9 protein-coding genes are annotated in these 19,430 nt (G+C 37.9%); 4 read left to right on the top strand and 5 right to left on the bottom strand.

Annotated features, from left to right (window positions below):
• Positions 1-363: 363 nt before the first annotated feature.
• The 5 genes from B3C16_RS02825 to porU form a co-directional block, all read right to left on the bottom strand.
• The gene (locus B3C16_RS02825; protein WP_291128547.1) at positions 364-2,001 is read right to left on the bottom strand and encodes a pyruvate dehydrogenase complex dihydrolipoamide acetyltransferase; all 1,638 of its coding nucleotides are present in this window, start codon (positions 1,999-2,001) and stop codon (positions 364-366) included.
• A gap of 2 nt (positions 2,002-2,003) precedes the next feature.
• A complete protein-coding gene (gene pdhA / locus B3C16_RS02820; protein WP_121312711.1) occupies positions 2,004-3,005 on the bottom strand; it encodes a pyruvate dehydrogenase (acetyl-transferring) E1 component subunit alpha in 1,002 nt (333 codons plus the stop codon).
• A 140-nt stretch (positions 3,006-3,145) separates the two neighbouring features.
• Positions 3,146-3,628 carry a cytidine deaminase gene (gene cdd, locus B3C16_RS02815; RefSeq protein ID WP_291128544.1) on the bottom strand — a complete coding sequence of 161 codons (483 nt, stop codon included), beginning with the start codon at positions 3,626-3,628 and terminating at the stop codon, positions 3,146-3,148.
• A gap of 155 nt (positions 3,629-3,783) precedes the next feature.
• Positions 3,784-4,977 carry a type IX secretion system outer membrane channel protein PorV gene (gene porV, locus B3C16_RS02810; RefSeq protein WP_121312713.1) on the bottom strand — a complete coding sequence of 398 codons (1,194 nt, stop codon included), beginning with the start codon at positions 4,975-4,977 and terminating at the stop codon, positions 3,784-3,786.
• Positions 4,978-5,015: 38 nt separating this feature from the next.
• On the bottom strand, positions 5,016-8,933 hold the full coding sequence (gene porU, locus B3C16_RS02805) for a type IX secretion system sortase PorU (RefSeq protein ID WP_291128542.1): 3,918 nt from the start codon (positions 8,931-8,933) through the stop codon (positions 5,016-5,018).
• 206 nt (positions 8,934-9,139) lie between these two features.
• Here porU and gldJ point away from each other — a divergent pair, with 206 nt between their 5' ends.
• The 4 genes from gldJ to B3C16_RS02785 form a co-directional block, all read left to right on the top strand.
• The gene (gene gldJ, locus B3C16_RS02800; protein WP_121312715.1) at positions 9,140-10,858 is read left to right on the top strand and encodes a gliding motility lipoprotein GldJ; all 1,719 of its coding nucleotides are present in this window, start codon (positions 9,140-9,142) and stop codon (positions 10,856-10,858) included.
• Between the two features lie 68 nt (positions 10,859-10,926).
• Positions 10,927-12,210, top strand: coding sequence for a UDP-N-acetylmuramoyl-tripeptide--D-alanyl-D-alanine ligase (locus tag B3C16_RS02795; protein ID WP_291128540.1), 1,284 nt, complete (start codon positions 10,927-10,929; stop codon positions 12,208-12,210).
• Between the two features lie 130 nt (positions 12,211-12,340).
• Positions 12,341-13,552: a PQQ-dependent sugar dehydrogenase gene (locus B3C16_RS02790; RefSeq protein ID WP_291128539.1), complete on the top strand. Its 1,212-nt coding sequence runs from the start codon at positions 12,341-12,343 to the stop codon at positions 13,550-13,552.
• 430 nt (positions 13,553-13,982) lie between these two features.
• Positions 13,983-19,430: beta strand repeat-containing protein (locus tag B3C16_RS02785; RefSeq protein WP_414655251.1), on the top strand; the 5,448-nt coding region annotated here is incomplete at its 3' end.

The following is a 19,430-nucleotide window of genomic DNA, read 5'->3' as shown; positions in this document are numbered from 1 at the left end:
TAACGATGAGGGGTTTTTTGTTTTTAAGCCGTTCGGTGCAGTCTCTCGTCTAAGGACGAGATCGATCCGCCGTCTTTTTTTGACATGAGCGAAGCGAACGGGCGAAGCAAAACCTTATCCTAAGGGATGGGATTTTTTGTTTTATGAGAGTTAAATAAAACCCTGAAAGAAGATAAGATATTGTCTAATCTAGAAGCGTGAGGGATGGGAGTGGCATCCTTTTTACTGTTTGTAGAGAATTGGTTGGTAAATGAAATATTGTAACAGTAAAAGATATAACGGACAGCCCGACCTAAAGGGACACGCCCAAATAAAAAACCCACTCAATGAGCGGGTTTTATTAGTTATAAGCAATTTTTGTTGTTATGCCAACATCGTTACCGGATTCTCCAAGAAGATTCTCAGCGTTTGCAAGAATTGCGCTCCTGTAGCACCGTCAACGGTTCTGTGGTCGCAAGCTAAAGTTAAGGTCATGGTATTGCCCACTACAATCTGACCATTTCTAACCACCGGTTTTTCTTCTATCGCGCCTACGGATAGTATAGCTGAGTTTGGCTGGTTGATGATAGAAGTGAATGACTGAATGCCAAACATTCCTAAGTTAGAAACGGTAAACGTACTTCCGTCCATTTCGGCAGGTGTTAGTTTTTTGTTTTTGGCTTTACCGGCTAAGTCTCTTACGCTGGCACCAATTTGAGTTAAACTCATTTGATCTGTAAAGTTCAATACCGGAACGACTAAACCGTCTTCAACAGCTACGGCTACGCCAATATTGACGTGGTGATTGATGATCATTGCGTCTTCTCTCCATTGAGAATTCACTTGTGGGTGCTTTTTCAAAGCCATAGCACAAGCTTTTACTACCATATCGTTAAATGATACTTTCGTATCCGGAACGGTATTGATAACGGCACGAGATTTCATCGCTTCGTCCATGCCAACTTCAATAGTCAAATAGAAATGTGGCGCAGTAAAGATTGATTCCGAAAGACGTTTCGCAATGGTTTTACGCATTTGCGAGTTTTTGATTTCTTCGCTGAACTTTTCTCCGGCCGGAACAAATGGTTGTACAGAAGTTGTCGGTTGTCGGTTGTCAGTTGTCGGTTGTTGCACCTCGACTGCGCTCGGTGTAACATTGGATGGAGTGAAATTCTCCACATCACTTTTGGTGATGCGACCGTTTTCTCCTGAGCCTTTTACTTGAGACAAGTTGATTCCTTTGTCCTTCGCAATTTGTTTGGCTAATGGAGAAGCAAAAATTCTTCCGCCATCTGCTGTTTGCGTTGCTTCGGCAATAGGTGTCGTTGCTGTAGCTTGTTCAGTCGCTACCGGAGTAGCAGCTGAAGCAGCGCCACCTTTTTTATAATTTTCGGCTATGCCGTTGATGTCAGTTCCTGCCGGACCGATGATGGCTAAAACGCTGTCAACCGGTGCCGATTGTCCTTCATTAATTCCGATGAATAATAAAGTACCGGCGTTGAAAGATTCGAATTCCATTGTGGCTTTATCAGTTTCGATTTCGGCTAAAATGTCTCCTTCTTTAACTTCGTCACCTACTTTTTTCAACCAAGTGGCTACGGTACCTTCGGTCATCGTATCACTTAGACGAGGCATTGTTACTACTACAACTCCTTTTGGTAAAGTTGTCGGTTGACTGTTGTCGGTTGTCGGTTGGGTTTCAGCTTGAGCAGGGGCTTCTGCTTTTGCCTCAGCAGTTGCAGGTGTTGAATTGCCTCCCGAAATTAATCCGGATATGTCTTCGCCTTCTTTTCCGATGATGGCTAAAAGTGAATCAACTGCGGCAGTTTCGCCTTCTTTGATTCCTATATATAATAAAGTACCGGCATTGAAAGATTCGAATTCCATGGTCGCTTTATCGGTTTCGATTTCGGCTAAAATATCACCTTCTTTAACTGCATCACCTACTTTTTTCAACCAAGTGGCTACCGTTCCTTCGGTCATCGTATCGCTCAAACGCGGCATTGTGATTTTTGTTGCCATAATTATAGTCTGTGAGGTATGAAAGGATAATTTTCTTGTTCGTACACCACATCATATAATTGTTGCGCTTCCGGGAAAGGAGATTCTTCGGCGAATGTAGCACACTCTTCTACTAAATCTTTTACTCTTTCGTCTATCGCTTCAATTTCTGCTTCAGTAGCATACTTTTTCTCTTTGATGACATCCAATACTTGGGTAATTGGGTCAATTTTTTTGTATTCTTCCACTTCGTCTTTAGAACGGTATAATTGAGCATCCGACATAGAGTGACCTCTATAGCGGTATGTTTTCATTTCTAAGAAAGTGGGTCCGTCTCCACGACGCGCTCTTTCCATCGCTTCATGCATGGCTTCGGCTACTTTTACCGGGTTCATTCCATCGACTGGTCCGCAAGGCATTTCATAACCTAAACCCAGTTTCCAAATGTCGGTGTGGTTAGCTGTTCTTTCAACAGAAGTTCCCATCGCATATCCATTGTTTTCACAAATGAATACTACCGGTAATTTCCATAACATGGCCATGTTGAAAGCTTCGTGTAATGAACCTTGACGTGCTGCACCATCCCCAAAATAGGTTAGGGTTACACCACCGGTTTCGAAATATTTATCGGCGAAAGCCATACCAGCACCCACAGGAATTTGAGCTCCTACGATACCATGACCACCATAAAATCCGTGTTCTTTAGAAAAGATGTGCATTGAACCGCCCATTCCTTTGGAAGTTCCTGTTACTTTTCCTAAGAGTTCAGCCATTACTTTCTTTGGGTCAACACCCATTCCGATTGGTTGAACGTGATTACGATAGGCCGTAATCATTTTGTCTTTTCCGCCTAAGTTCATAGCGTGCAATGCACCGGCCAAAACGGCTTCCTGACCATTATATAAGTGAAGAAATCCTCTAACTTTTTGTTGAATATAGAGTGCGGCAAGTTTGTCTTCAAACTTTCTCCAAAACAGCATGTCTTCATACCATTTCAAATAAACTTCTCTTGTTACTTCTTTCATTTGTTTCTTTTTGCTAAAGCGTTATTAAGATCTAAATTATTATTCAACGCAAAATAGTTCACTCACACACAAATTTGCGAAAGGCAAAAGTAAAACATTCCACTTAAGAAGTAAAATTTAAAAGCAGTAATTTTTGCTTGTTACAAGAAGTTTTTGTCGAAACTTAACGGTAGTAAATTTTTAATCGAATCTGATTTGTAAACTTCTCCGCTTTCGCCCATAAAATAGATTTCTATTGGCGAATCTTGTTTGAATTCGTATTCAGAAATCGATTGGCGACAAGCACCACATGGTGGAATTGGAGATTTAGTTTCGTTGTTGTCCGAGGCAGCTGTAACCGCTAATTTGATTATTTTGGCATCCGGATAAATGGCGCCGCTTTGAAAAATAGCAACTCTTTCGGCACAAAGCCCTGAAGGATAAGCAGCGTTTTCCTGATTGGAACCTAAAACAATTTTTCCGTTATCTAAGAGTAATGCAGCACCTACTCTGAATTTAGAATAAGGCGCATACGCTTTTTTTCTGATTTCAACTGCTTGTTGCATTAATGATTGTACATCTTGCGGAAGTTCATTGACAGACTGAAAAACGGTGAACGAGGTATTGATGTTTATTTCTTTCATTCGAATTAAATAATTTTTTATTGGAAAATGGAATAACCATTATTAGGATTTACAGTTTTGATTGAATTATTTCAAATGGTTATTTCATTATTGAGGAAAAAAAATCCAAATTTCAAAATAGAAATTTGGATGTTATATTTATGATTGATTACCTACTAATATTCTTCGTATTTATCACCAAAGTTAAATGTTAAGGAGAAACGAAGGGTGTTTTCTAATGGGTTTTTCACTTTCGAAGCAGAGAATAAATAAGATACATCTACTTTAACTACGTTGTATTTAAATCCGGCACCCAGAGAGAAAAATTTTCTAGCCCCTTTTTCCGGGCTTTCATTAAAGTAACCTAAACGCATTGCAAATGAATCTTGGTATACATATTCAGCACCTACAGAGTAGGTGAACTCTTGTAATTCTTCGCTAAAACCACCGGGCGCATCACCAAATGACTTGAAGATACCTGAAACCCAGTTTACTTTGTTGTATTCAGCATTGTTTTCATCTCTTAAAGCCAATTCTTCAGGTGATGTGATTAATCCATCACCATCTAGGTCGGCACTTTGTGGTGTTGGCACTAAAAGTTTGGCTAATTCGACACTTACCGATACTTTGTTGTATTCGTCAAAAATAAAATCATAACCACCACCAATTCTCATGTTGGCCGGAAGGAAGTTGGCACTATCATCATCAGAAGCACCAGCATCATAATTGATTTTCGGTCCTAGGTTTTGAAAGTTGAAACCCAATCTCAAGCGTCCGTTAAAATCGGCCAATGCAGTTTCTTCACTTTGGTAAAAACCGGCAATATCCACTGCAAAAGTACTGGCTGGTTTGGCATCGCCACCTGATTCGGTTGGGAATCTTAATTGAGAACGGATATATCTACCTGCAACCGACATGGCGAATCTTTCACTTAGTTTCAAAGAGTAGGAACCGTCTAAGGCTAATTCGTTTGGTTTTACAATTACCGGAACATCTTCTGCTTCTCTTCTGAATTCAATTTCTCCTAATCCGAAGTAACGTAAACTCACCCCAAAAGCACTTCTTTCGTTTATTCTGTTGTAGTAAGTGGCTTGGCCTAATGAAATGTCATTCACCAAATCAGTTAAGTAAGGTGTGTAACTTGCGGTAAAGCCTTGTTTGTCAAGTGAGAAAGCATATTTGGCCGGGTTCCACTGTTGTGAAAAAGCATCGGCTGAAGTGGCTACTCCTTGGTCAGCCAAACCAGCTGCACGAGCATCAGCTGCCACTAATAGAAATGGAACTCCTGTTGTGATTACACGACTATCTTGCTGGGCTTTTATAGATGGTATTGTGGTAAATAATATAAAGAGGATTACAATTTTTTTCATTTTCAATTTTAATAAAAGTTAACAAATATAGTATTTTCCTAAAGGATTACAAGTTTTTCTATTTTTTCTGCTTTTTTATTCGATAAAGTGGATTTTACGGTCAATTTATAGACGTAAACCCCTTTTCCAATTCGGTCGCCGAAATCATCTTTTCCGTCCCAAGTAATTTCTCTACAAAGAAAACCATCGGTTGTTACGGTTTGATTTTTAGACCAAACAATTTTACCGGTAATAGTCATCACTTGTACTTGTACGTCTAAAGGTTCAAAAGGTCTGTTGTGAGAAAACCAAAATTCGGTGTAGCTCACAAATGGATTTGGATAATTCAAAACATGGTCGAGTGCAATAGTTTCGTCGCCCACTACTACGAATTGAATTTCGGCTGTGATTGGGTTGTTGTATACATCCCAAGCTTTGAAAGTAAGTGTATGCAAACCGACCGCTAAATTTCGGAAAGGGAAATAAACCCTTCCTTTGGTGTAATCGTCTAACTCGGTTTCATAATAATCATTCATGATGTACGGTTTGCTTTCGTCTCCATCAAGAATGCCTACTATGTCGTGACCAATACCGCTTGCTGTATTTATTCCGTGTTCATCTTCTAAAATAGCCAGTAAAAACGGTGATTCATTCGTAATTCCACCATTGACGAATGTTTCATCATTCATGTACAGTCTTACTGTTGGGCCGGTATTATCGGCTACAGCATTGGTGTTAATACCACCGATTTTAATATCGGTATTGTAACCGCTTTTGTCTAGTAATATCTGATTTCGTTTAGAGTAGAAACTGATTCTTCCATTGTCAACCGGGATTCTAATATCTCTGGGTACAACAAATCCAAATTCAAATTGGCCATTATTTACAGACGCATTTCCTCTGAAAATGGTTTCGCCTAAAGCTGTAAAAGCCATTGTGGCTGGGGCTGGTGTAGTTCCACTAGGATTGTAGGCGTTAGTGCCGTCATTCCTCAGTGTATTAACAGTAATGTTTTTGTCGAAAATATTTACCGATAATTCACCGTTGTAAGTTGGCAAAGGATTGTCGTTTTCATCTAAAACTTGTCCGGATAATTTCACATAGGCCAATGATTTTAGATCGTCAATTGGTCCCGTTATAGGCATGTCATTGACTTCAGTCAACACTATTTTAGGTTTGGCAATAGCCAACATTAAAGCCGGATCTCCAAGATAGAATACAATATTAGTGGCCGAATTTGGGCTGATGTTTTTAGCCCTACGTAAAGCTTCTGCAATAGAAGGATAATTGTTGCTTCCGTAAGCAAAAAGCTGTTGCGCCATAACATCATTAAAAGATTGAGCAGTAGTTTGTCCAATAGAGCGAACAGTGGTTATCATGGCGATAGCACCGCCTTTTGGGTTCCAATAAGTGTATTCTCCGGCTGTTGGTCGGTAGGGATTGTCAAATCTGGAAAAGTCACAAGTAATCGTTATGAATAAAGGATATTTGTATCGATTGGCTAAATTTTGTCCGTCTGATTTTTCCCAAATGCGTTCTTCGGATAAGCCGTCTTCACCGCCATGTCCTAAATAATTAAAGACCAAAGCGCCTTTTTCGAAAGCAGCAAAGAGTTCTTCACGGGCTTTAGGATAGCGTTTTCCACCGGCAGAAGTTTCTTGAACATACGCGTCCAAGATTATTTTTTTAGGATTGATAAAAGGTTTTTCCAGTGTGATTCTATCTGTCAATCGGTTTTGAAAGTACTGTAATTGATTGTCTGAAGTAGCTTGACCATTGCTGCCAATTGATGGATCGTCGGCAATGCTGACGTAGTTATTTCTCCAATTACCATAAGATTTTATATCATGGTATTCGATGATTTTGTTTACCATTTCTTCTGCCTGTTGTGTTGAGCTGACAATCATTCGGCCTACAGCAATATCAAGTTGACCGTAATTAGGAGTAATGCTCAATTGCCCATTTAAAGGTAAAGTGCCAAAATCCATTCGGCCTTCATTGGGTGACATTAATCCAAAAAAGTCATCAGAGGTAAAAGAAGATTCTGATTCGGTAAAGCTGTTCAAGCTTTGGTAGGTTGGGACAATGTTTGTGTTATTTGGAATACGATCTTTAAAATCATAAGAACCATCACCGAAGAGATTTAGGTATCTAACGCGATTGTCAGAAGAAGAAGCGTTTTCATAAACATATTTGACAAAGTTTCTGATGGCTGCAATATCTTGTTTTCCTGAAGAGAATTCGGGATATATATTTTCTAAATTCACCACTTTGACTTTTAAATTGGAATAATTTCTATGGAAATTAGCCAACTTCTCCGCTTGAGAATTGAGATTTTTGGGTGTTATGATTAAGTAGTCAACATCTTGAAATTGCCCTTGCGCATTGGTAAATATGGTTCCTTTTAGATTTTGATTGTCTACTTTAGCTTTAGATTCTTTGGAAGGAATATAAAAATCCGTGTTGTCAATGGCAATATATTTTCTGATTTCTCCTAAATCGGATTTGAACGAAAATGAACTCGCATTGGCATTTTCAACTTTGGTTACATTATATATATCAGTAATGTCCCAAACCTGACTTATTCCTGCTGCATTTGAGAGTTGATATTCTCCTATCCCGGACAAAGCATTGGCTTGGTCAAACTGAAATCTAAATTGTTTTCCATAGCCTTGAAGGTTTCTTTTGGCTTTGATGTTGATGAAGTCTAAATATCCTTTAGAACTCGGAACACTACCATTATCATAAGTGATTGTGATGGTCACGTCTTCTGAAGAAATATTTACATTGTTGGTTACAATGCCTTCCATAATTTTTACACTGCTTATAACATTAATTGCGCCTATGTTGATGTTTCCTACCAATTGAGAGTTGGCCTCAACCTTAAAATTGGTAGCTGTAAAAGCAGAAGAACCGGCATGAACCGATATTTGCATAGGAGAAGTGGTAACTAAATTCGGAAAGTTGAAATCAAATTCTTGTATGTTATTGAAGTTGAAATCTTCTCCAAACCACAGCCTGCCCAAACGGGTGAAATTTATCTTTTCCGTTTCGTAAAATTGATAATCGTCAAAAGTGGTAATGTTGGTATTAGCCGTTCCGGTGGGTTGAGCCATGTCAGTGATTCTTTTACCTGTTCCACCGGTTGTTGTGACATAAAAGTAAGCCTTTTCGGTGTAGATGTTCAGATTGGTTTTGTAATCATCATTCCAATTGTCTAATCCATCCGCATAGAAAAGAATATAATCCTGACTATCAAAAACACCATCGCTTTCACCTATAAATTGAATGGCATTTTCTTCTAAATCTATGGGATACGCAACAGAATTTAATAGGGGTAACATTTTGCCGCCACTGCCAAAAATTTTGATTTTTCTCGGATCAACATTAGTGTCTAAGCCTAAACTTTGAAGGAAGCTCTTGCTGATCTTGTAGACGCCTGATTTTTTAATGTAAAAACGATACCAATTCCCTGAGCTTAAAACAGAGTTTTGAATGGCTTCTACATTATTGGATGAGTTTATAGTTCTGTTGGCTTGGTTTTGCTGAGCCAAATAATTGAAAGAGATTAATTTTTTAAATGAATTACCTTCCTTAATAATAGGAGAAACAGATAAATTTCCATAAAATTGATCACGGGCTGCATTAGTTCTAAAACTATATTTAAAAGAAGTAGGGATGTTTTTTGGATCTAAATCACCCAATTGGTTTTCTGCTATAGGTTCAAAAACCAGATTAGTGATTTGCATGCCGTTTTCCGGAATATCACTAGTGAGATTAAAAGTCAGTAAATAGTTGAGGGTTTTTGAGTAACTGTCAAACTGGAAATTTTCAACATTAAATTGTGGAATATTAAAGGAATAGTCACCTTGATAGAACACTTTTTTCTCAGTCCAATTCAAAGTAACGCTTCCTTGCTCTTGAGAAATACCTATGAAGGTAACAAATAGCAATAAAACGGTAATAATCTTTTTCATAGTATAGAATAAACGCAAATTTCAACAAAATAGTATTAAAAAGGAAAAAAATATTTTTTTTAGTTCAAAATACAATAAAACTATTATTTTTGCGTTGTATATAAAATGCGTCAATGAATGACGAATTTAGTATTAATTTAAAAAAGATGTTGCGATTTAATGGTTAATTCCTATATTGCGCCTCTAAATTTTTACCTACTAAAAATATGAAAGTAAACAAAATTATTGCTGTAAAATTATTACTGTCATTAGTGATAATGATTGGTTTTACTAGTTGTAGTAAAAAATCCGATTCAAAAGGTGGTTCCAAAGCTACCGGATGGAAAATCAACGATAAAAAAGGTGGTTTTCAGTATGCTTCGAAGTTTAAAAAACAAGCAACTGGTCCGGGTTTAGTAATGGTTGAAGGTGGAACATTTACCATGGGTAAAGTTCAGGATGATGTTATGCACGATTGGAACAATACTCCAAATCAGCAACACGTTATGTCATTCTACATGGATGAAACAGAAGTAACCAATATGATGTACATGGAGTACTTAAATTGGTTAAAAACAGTTTTCCCACCAGACCAAGAAAATTACAAAAACATATATGAAGGCGCTTCTCCTGATACTTTAGTATGGAGAAACCGTTTAGGATATAACGAAACAATGACCAATAACTATTTAAGACATCCGGCTTATGCTGAATATCCTGTAGTGGGTGTGAATTGGATTCAAGCGACTGAGTTTGCTATTTGGAGAACTGACCGTGTAAACGAAAAAATTCTTGAAGACCAACGTTATTTGAAGAAAGATTCAAAGGTAACAGACATGGCGGCTGATAAAGTATTCAGTACTGAAGCGTACCTTGCTTCTCCTTCAACATCGAAAGGTGGAGATACTAATCTTGTTTTACAAAAAGGACAAAAAGCTGGTAAAGCTCCTAAAGCTGCTGCTGCGGGATCTACAAATACTGCAGGAAACAGCCCTAAAAATGTTTATGCTCAAAGAAGTTCAGGTTTAATTTTACCTGAGTACAGATTACCAACTGAAGCTGAGTGGGAATATGCCGCTGCTGCTGATGTAGGTCAAAGAGAGTACAATGCCTACAAAGGTCAAAAGAAATACCCTTGGTCTGGAACTTATACTCGTTCGGGTAAAAGACAAGTAAGAGGAGATCAATTGGCTAACTTCAAACAAGGAAAAGGAGATTACGGTGGAATCGCAGGATGGTCTGATGATGGAGCCGATATCACGAACAAAGTTAAATCATATCCTCCAAATGATTTTGGATTATATGATATGGCAGGAAACGTTGCCGAATGGGTTGCCGACGTTTACAGACCTATCGTTGATGATGAAGCGAATGACTTCAACTACTACAGAGGTAACGTTTATATGAAAAACAAAATTGGAGAAGATGGTAAAGTTGAATTAGTTACTGCTGAAACTCAAGTTTTTGATACCTTATCAAACGGAAAAATTGTAGCGAGAAATATGCCGGGTCAAATTTCACAAGTGCCTGTTGATGATAAAGAAACTTATTTGAGACAAAACTTTGACAAATCTGATAACAGAAATTATCGTGATGGTGATAAACAATCAACAAGATATTTCAAATTTGGTAACTCAGAAGAAGGCGATGAAAAAGGAAAATTGAGAGACGACCAAAGAATGTATGATTCTCCTCAACACAATGTTTCTACCGACAGTTTGGGTAACATGATCAAAAAATATGACAAGTCAAATAAGAGAACGACTTTAGTTAATGATGATGTTAGAGTATACAAAGGTGGTTCTTGGAGAGATAGAGCTTATTGGTTAGATCCGGCTCAAAGAAGATACTTCCCGCAAGATATCGCAACAGACTACATCGGATTCAGATGTGCCATGTCTAGAGTTGGTCCAAAAGCAGACAAAAAGAAAAGACCTAGAAACTAATTTTAGTTTTATGAATAATACCAAAAAAGCCCTATTTTTAAGGGCTTTTTTATTTTAATACCATACCAATGACCATTCAGCAAATTCATGACCTGTTTTTAAAGTGTTCCCAATTTTCTATCGACACTCGAAAAATTGACCCCAACTCTTTTTTTGTGGCTATCAAAGGAGAACGATTTGATGCCAATACTTTTGCAAATGAAGCCTTAACCAAAGGCGCGGCTTATGTGATGATTGATAATAAGGATTATTATATTGATGAGAGAACGATATTGGTAGAAGACAGTTTGAAATCATTACAAGAATTAGCGCAATACCACAGAAACTATTTAAAGCTTCCTATAATTGCCTTAACCGGAAGTAACGGTAAGACAACAACCAAAGAATTAATCAATGTAGTTTTGTCTAAAAAATTCAAGACAGTGGCTACAGTTGGTAATTTAAATAATCATATTGGAGTGCCATTAACCTTATTGTCTTTTACAAAGGAAACTGAAATCGGGATTGTTGAAATGGGTGCCAATCACCAAAAAGAGATCGAATTTTTATGTGAATTAGCACAACCTGATTATGGATTTATCACCAATTTCGGGAAAGCTCATTTAGAAGGTTTCGGTGGAGTAGAAGGCGTGATTAAGGGCAAAAGCGAAATGTATGCTTATTTAAAATCCAAGGCTAAATCTGTTTTTGTCAATTTAGATGATGAAATTCAAGACAGTAAGACAATCGATATTAAGCGATATACTTTTAGCCAAAAAGATAAAGCAGCCGATGTTTCTATTGAAAGTATTGTGGCTAATCCTTTTGTAAAAATAAAATCACTTGGCGTTGATGTTAATTCCCATTTGATTGGTTTGTACAATGCCAATAATATTAGTGCGGCGATAGCTATCGGACATTATTTTGGCGTAAAGCCGACAGAAATTAAAGAAGCAATTGAGAGTTATATTCCCGAAAATAATCGTTCTCAATTGTTAACCAAAGGAACTAACGAAATCATACTCGATGCTTATAATGCTAATCCGAGTAGTATGAAAGTAGCTTTGGAAAATTTTATCCAATTGGATAAGTCTAATAAAACTATTGTGATTGGTGATATGTATGAGTTGGGTAACGAAAGCCTTTCGGAACATAAATATATTGTTGAGTTTTTAGATAAAGTCGTTTCATTTGATTGTCATTTTGTGGGTAAAGATTTTTATGCCAATGCAATAGAGAATAAGTATTTGAATTTTTATCCGACATTTGAAGATTTTGCTAAATATTTAACGGCAATAAAGTTGGAACACCAAATAATTCTAATAAAAGGTTCCCGTGGAATGGCATTAGAACGTACGTTGGAATATTTATAACAAGCCACTCTTTTGGAAACTACAAATCTTATTTTAAGCACATTACTGTTTATTCTACAATAATTTGCGAAAATAATATAACTTTGGTGATAGCGATAATTCTAATTTTACATAAATTAATTGCAACGTTATGAAAGCTGTCCTAACAACTATTGCGTTATCATTTTTCCTCGCCACCTGCAATAAAAAGCAGGATCAAGTACAAACCCTTGAAGGTGTTCCTGTTGAAACAGAAGCGCCAAATGCCAAATACAAACCTGCATTTACCGGACAAACACGTATAGTTGGCGTAAAGACCAAAACGCCAATCGAAATCAAAGTTTTAGATAATACGCTAAAAAGGCCTTGGGGAATAGCGCCACTGCCTGATGGACGTTTGCTAATCACTGAAAAGGGCGGAACACTTCGCCTAGCAGAGGCGTCGGGTAATGTTAGTGAGGAAATCACTGGGATTCCGGAAGTAAATGATAGTGGGCAAGGCGGACTTTTAGACATAACTATTGATCCTGACTTTACTCAAAACCGAATGGTTTATTGGACATTTTCAGAAAAATCGCCACAAGGTAACCTTACAGCGGTAGCTAAAGGTCGTTTGTCAAATAACGAACGTATTATCGAGAACGCAAAAGTTATTTATCGAGCTACTCCTGCCTATAAAGGCGTTTTACATTATGGTTCAAGAATACTTTTTGACAAAACAGGGAATCTGGTTTTTAGTACCGGGGAACGCTCTGATCGGGAAACTCGACCTCAGGCACAATCCCTCAATTCGGCTCTTGGTAAGATAATACGAATAACCGTTAATGGAGAACCGGCAATTGGTAATCCGTTCGCCAGTAATCCTAACGCTAGACCCGAATTGTATTCATATGGTCATCGAAATGTACAAGGTTTAGCCTTTCATCCGGTTACGGGTGATTTATGGGAAAACGAATTTGGTCCTCGCGGAGGTGATGAGTTGAATCGAATCGTTGCAGGGAAAAATTATGGTTGGCCCATTATTACTTATGGAATAGAATATGATGGAAATACTATTGGAGAAGTTAAAACCCAAATGGAAGGAATGGAGCAGCCTGTATATTATTGGGATCCGGTTGTCTCTCCGAGCGGTATGACATTTTACAGTGGAAAAATAATCCCTGAATGGGAAAATAATCTATTTATTGGAGGACTGAGTAGCCAGCATGTTGTACGATTAGTTATTCAAAACAATAAAGTAATCGGAGAAGAGAGACTGCTTACCGAAGAAGGTGAGCGTTTTAGAGATGTTGCACAAGGAAAGGACGGTGCATTATATGCTATTACCGATAGCGGAAAACTCTATCGAATTACAAAAAAGTAAAATCCTTATACTCTGTGAGTATTCCACAACTCCATTTTCGTCTGATAGAGAGGCAAACCTTCAAGACCATATTCAAAGATAGGTAATCCATTAAAAAATATTTTTTACATTTTTATCTTACATTTTAAGGATTTTATAAGTATTTATCGACAATGAAATTAAAACATCGAATATTGTTGATTAAAGTTTCTACAGGAATGATTTCAGATTGAATTTTAAAATATCTATAATATGAAACTCCCCAAGAAATTGGGGAGTTTTTGTCTGTTTAGAAGTCCAATGATTAGTTGTATAGTGACAGCGTTTTTGTATAAAGTCCTTTTGAATTTCGTTAAATTAGAAAGTGTTGTCTTTTTTTATATAGTATCGACATAATACTTTTACTTCTCTAAATTAACCAATTCAAATAATTATGTTTAAAAATTACTTTTTGAAAAGTTCATCAGGTTCTTTGTCGTCTTTGACCGGAAAAGCCTTTGGACAGAAACCAAGTTCAATTGGTTTTGCTTTAGTTGTTTTGATGCTACTCTTCGCTTTAACAACCATGAAAGCTCAAACACAACTTATTCCGGTTTCGGATGGAGCATTTGACTCAGGCAGTACTTTCGCTGCTAACGGCTGGACTGTTGCCAATGATGGTGTAGGTCCGGTTAAATGGGTAGTGGGAACTGCTGTTAATTCCGGAGCCATTGCCGGGAATTCAGCTTACATTTCGCTTGACAATGGAGAAACCAATTCTTATGTTGGTATTTCCGGTGCCAGAACAGTGTTCTTTTATAGAGATATTACTGTTCCTGTAGGACAAACTAATATTGCTTTGAGTTTCAACTGGAAGTCGGTTGGAACTAGCGGTGCTTCTTGGCAAGTTTTTGCTGCGCCAACCAGTTATACGCCTGTTGGTACAGATTTACAAACGACTGTTCCGGCAACTCTTGCAGGAGCAACTTCTATAACTTATGGCAGTATTAATGCTGTTACACAAACGGCTTTTGGATTTATTCCATCAAATTTTGCAGGGACTACTGTCAGATTAATTTTTATGTGGACAAATGGTAATGGTGGAGGAACAAACCCACCTGCTGCTATTGATAATATTTCCGTGGTATCTAGAGCTGGTGGAAATGAGATTGCTTCGGTTGCTAGCGGAAATTTTACAAATCCATCTACTTGGGATGTAGGTTACGTGCCTTCTCCTGCTGATGATGTAGTAATAAATGCTGGTCACACTGTAACTATTGACAATAGAAACCTAGGTGCTAATAATTTATATATAGCCGGATCCAATGCGGTAATTGATTTTGGCGTTTTAAGTGATGAGTTTACAGTAAATAACGATTTATTAATTAGTGGCTCAGGAGCTAGATTTAATGTGTATCAAGGAACAAATGGAAAATCATTAAAAGTAGGTCATAATATTGATTTGGCTTCTAGCGGTCGATTAGATGTGTCAGTTGGAAATACGGGTGTTGGTATAGGATCTCTAACTTTATTTGGTTCTACACTTCAAACAATTACTTCTGATGGAACTGGTGTTTTAGGGGGTACGGTAGTTTCGACTACAACAACTAATACCGCAGGTATAATTAATCAATTAACGATTAGTAATACAAGTACTGCCATTCCTAATGTTGATTGGCAACTTAATAATGTTAGAATTAAAAATAGTCTTAGATTGAATAATGCCAGAGTAGCTCTTGGTTCTAATAAATTATACATCGGAAACTTTGCTTCAATGTCTTCGGGTAATTTTACTTGCACTTTAGGTAATGGTTTTATCGGGGGTGAAATTTCAAGATGGTATACAACATCGGCTATGGGTACTGTTATTGATCCGGGAACCGATTATAATCCAAACAGTACAGTGCTTTTCCCGTTCTTAAGTGTAACAGGACAAAACAGATGGGCATTCTTAGTTAACACTGGTGCTACAACTGCAGGTGAATTAGCAATGAGTTATGCTGATGCAACAACAATGACTACTGGTCTTTCAATTGCTGATGGTTCTTATACTATTACAGACAGATACAATGGAAACTGGACAATTTCTAAAACTGGAAGTACTTATGTGAGTACAGGTACTTATACTTTAGGTTTGTATGCTGTTGGTGCTTACAGTGCTTTAGATGGTAGCTCTAGAGTGATGAATTCAGGTTCAGTAACTGCCGGAACACACGTTAATGGAACGAATTCCCCTTTTGTTGTGAGAAAAAGTATAGCCGATGCTGACTTAACCACTTCAGCATTTTACGTAGGTGTTGGCGTTTCTTCATTACAAGGTGCGGTTACAAAAATTTCAAATGCTTCAGGCGATTGGAATGATGCTGCAACTTGGTCGCCAAGTGGTGCTCCTTCCTGTAGTGACATCGTTACGATTGCTTCTGGGCATATGGTAACGGTTAATTCTACCGGAAATAATGCAGCGGGTGTCACGATTAACGAAGGTGGAACTTTAGTTAATGCTTCAGGAGATTTAACGGTAGGTTGTTCAAACAACAATGCTGTTTTTGCTAATAATGGTACCAATACCGTTTCGGGTGGTACACTTACTGTTAATGGAAATGTAATCCACAGATCAACCAGTACTTTCAACCATACTGGTGGTAACATTATTGTTGACGGTAATGCTGGTGGTGTGGCTGCGAATAGTGTTGGGCAAGGAGTTTCATTGTTCAAAATAGAAACTTCGGCAATTAATTTAACAGGAGGAACTATCACTATCGTCGATCCATTGGTAAATAATGCTGTTCAAACTACAGCGACTTCGGTTACTTCTTATCCGATTAATACTTATGGTGCTTCAGGTACATTTTCCAAAGGAACCAACGCAGCAGCTACTACAGGTGCGACCACGATTCTTATGGCAGGTTTCAATAGTAATAAAGGTATTTATGGCGTTGGGCAAATTGTAACCGGAACCGGAATTGCGCCGGGAACAACCATTGTTTCTGTAACTGCCGGACAACTTTCAAATTCTCCTATTACTTTGGTTTTATCACAAGCAATCACAGCAGATATTGCAGCAGGGGCAATTTTGAATTTTGCTTCAATGAATGATGGTAGTTATGTGATTAATATAGATACCTCGAGTCCAAATGCAAGTAGTTTAGCAGTAGGTCAGCTAATTTCAGGAAATGGAGTTCAAGCGGGAACGACTGTGGTTAGCGTAGGTTTTGATTTGAATGGTATTGGTGGGGTTACTTTATCTCAACCTCTGTTAGGATTGACAACTTCTCCTATTGCAAGTCAGGAAGCTATTAACTTCTCAGGTGTTTCACCTAACAGTTCGGTTATTATTTTACCGGTAGCTAATCCATTGTTACAAGTAGGACAGATTGTTGGCGGTACAGGTATCCAACCGGGTACTACCATTACAGCAATTAATGGTGTAAGAATCGATTTGTCTTTGCCAGCAACTGGAACCATCGTTGCTCCGGCAACCATAACAATATATGATAGTAATGCTAGTAGCTTTGCTTTTGTTTACAGTTCAGCAGTCCATAAAGCCACTGGACTTAATCATACAATCCAATTAGGTGATGGTGTATCTACTGATCAAGCACCGGTTACAACCAATGGTTTTTATACCAATTTTGCTGCGGGCGGTGGTGTTTTATCTGTAGGGAATTTGACCATCAATTCTCTTGATGCAGTTAACAGGTTTGGCAAAAGTTTAGGGACGTTAAATGTTCAAAATAAATTTACTATTGTATCCGGAAGTGCTTTTGTAAGACCTGTTGGTGTTAGCTCTCCAATTTATTTTGGTGGCGATGTTGAAAACAATGGTGTTGCGAACTTCCAATTAAATACTTCGGTTAACTTAGCAAATTTTTTGAATGGTACAGCTGTGGCCGTAACAACGCCACAAACTATTTCAGGAATCGGAATTTTTTATAATGATTTAAATAATAGTTTAGCTTATGCCAATTTTACTTCTTTAGTAGTAAACAATACAAGCATTCCCGGAGTAACTATAGCTATGCCGAATTTTAGAGTGGCTTCATTAACAATGAATGCAGGAGTTATTAATACTTCAGATGCAACGCCTTTACACGTGGGTAGAGCAGATTTATCACAAACAGGCTCTATAATAGGTACTTTTAGTAACACTTGTTATATCAATGGTCCGGTGGTAAGAGGAATTGCAACAAGTGGAAATTCAACATTTTTCTCACTTTATCCTGTTGGTAAAGACGGAGTTTATTCACCTATATCTTTAGCAGTTGGCGGTGGTGCTGATTTTAAAGTAGAGGCTTTTAATGCCAATTTAGGTACAGCTTCTGCCAATATTTCAAACTTAAGTGCAGCAAGATGGACAGTGGAAAGAGTAGGCGTATTAGGGACTTTAGCTGATTTTAATGTAAGATTAGGAAACAGTGCTATTGCATCGAATAATATTATTGTTCAGGCTCCAACAGACGAAGGAATCTATGACAATGTATTTGGTGATATTTCAACATTTGCATCTGGCACACCAAATAATATAACTACCGTTATGGCAACTCCAGGCGCAAGTTTTACAGGTAACTTTGCTTATGCCACTATGCCAAACTGTACAACAGTAAACCCTGGAAATACTATTGCTGATTTAACAATAATTCAAGCGGTAACATTACAAAATTCGAGCAGTACTGGTATAACTGCTGGTTCAGCGAATGTAACTTTACAAACTGCTAATACTGCTATTACAGTAGGTTTAACCGTGACAGGGAGTGGTATTCCTGCCGGGACTACTGTGGTAGCAATTAGCGGTACGGCATTAACATTGTCTCAACCGGCAACAATATCTTCTGTTTCTCAAACTGCTTTGACATTTTCAAATGTTCAAACACCAACCACTTTATGTCGTACACAAACGGTGGCTTTGAGTTTGCAGAATGAGGTTTCAGGAGCTGGCGTTACTTATCAGTGGCAAGCTTCAACTGATGGAGGTAGTAATTACACAGATATTTCTGGTGCAACAGCTTCTTCTTATTTAGCAACTCCAACAGCGGATACTTATTATCGTTGTACAGTAACTTGTCCTTTTGGTCCTGTTGTGGTTAATTCTACACCGGTAGAAGTAACCTTTACTAATGCGATTACTTCAACTACTTCGGATACAATTTGTAGTGCGGGAGTAGCTAATTTAGAAGCTACCACGGCTTCAGGAACTATTAGTTGGTATGCAGATGCAACAGGCGGTACTGCTTTAGCAACGGGTACAACTTATTCACCGAATGTTGCTGCTACGACTACTTATTATGTGGCTGCAGAATCAAGCTCAACTTATACAGCAGGTAAAGCGTTTGCAGGTACAACAACGCAAACGTCACCATTTAGTGGACTTGTATTTAATGCATCTACTAACGTACGTTTAAATTCGGTGAAAGTTTATCCTAAACAAACGGCTGGAGCTGCTGATGCAGGAGCGCCAATTACCATAAAATTATTTAAGAATGGTGTTCAAGTACCTGGTACTTCAGCTGTGACTTTTATTCCAGCAACTAATACTGGAACTATTTCTACTTCTGTATCAAATACAGTTGTGCTTGATTATGATATTCCAGCCGGAACGGGTTATAGATTATTAGCTACAAATGGATTAAGTTCTACGAATGTAATAGGAAAGTTGAGCAGTTTCCCTGCAGCGACACCAACTGCTACAGGTGCAATTGCAATTACAGGTTCACTAAATACATTTGATGGTACTCCGGATGCTAGTTACAACAACTTCTTTGATTGGGATGTTACTGAAGTTTGTGCTTCTCCTAGAGTTCCTGTCACAGCAACCGTTAATCCAACATCAACCAACACAACGACTATTTCCGCTTGTGATACTTACACTTGGTCAGTAAATGGAACCACTTATACAACTGGTGGAACTTATACTTCAACCGTT

Source organism: Flavobacterium sp. UBA7682 (assembly GCF_002482945.1).
GTDB lineage: Bacteria > Bacteroidota > Bacteroidia > Flavobacteriales > Flavobacteriaceae > Flavobacterium.
The sequence above is the reverse complement of the archived record's forward strand: the minus strand, read 5'-3'. Positions and strand labels throughout refer to the sequence as shown.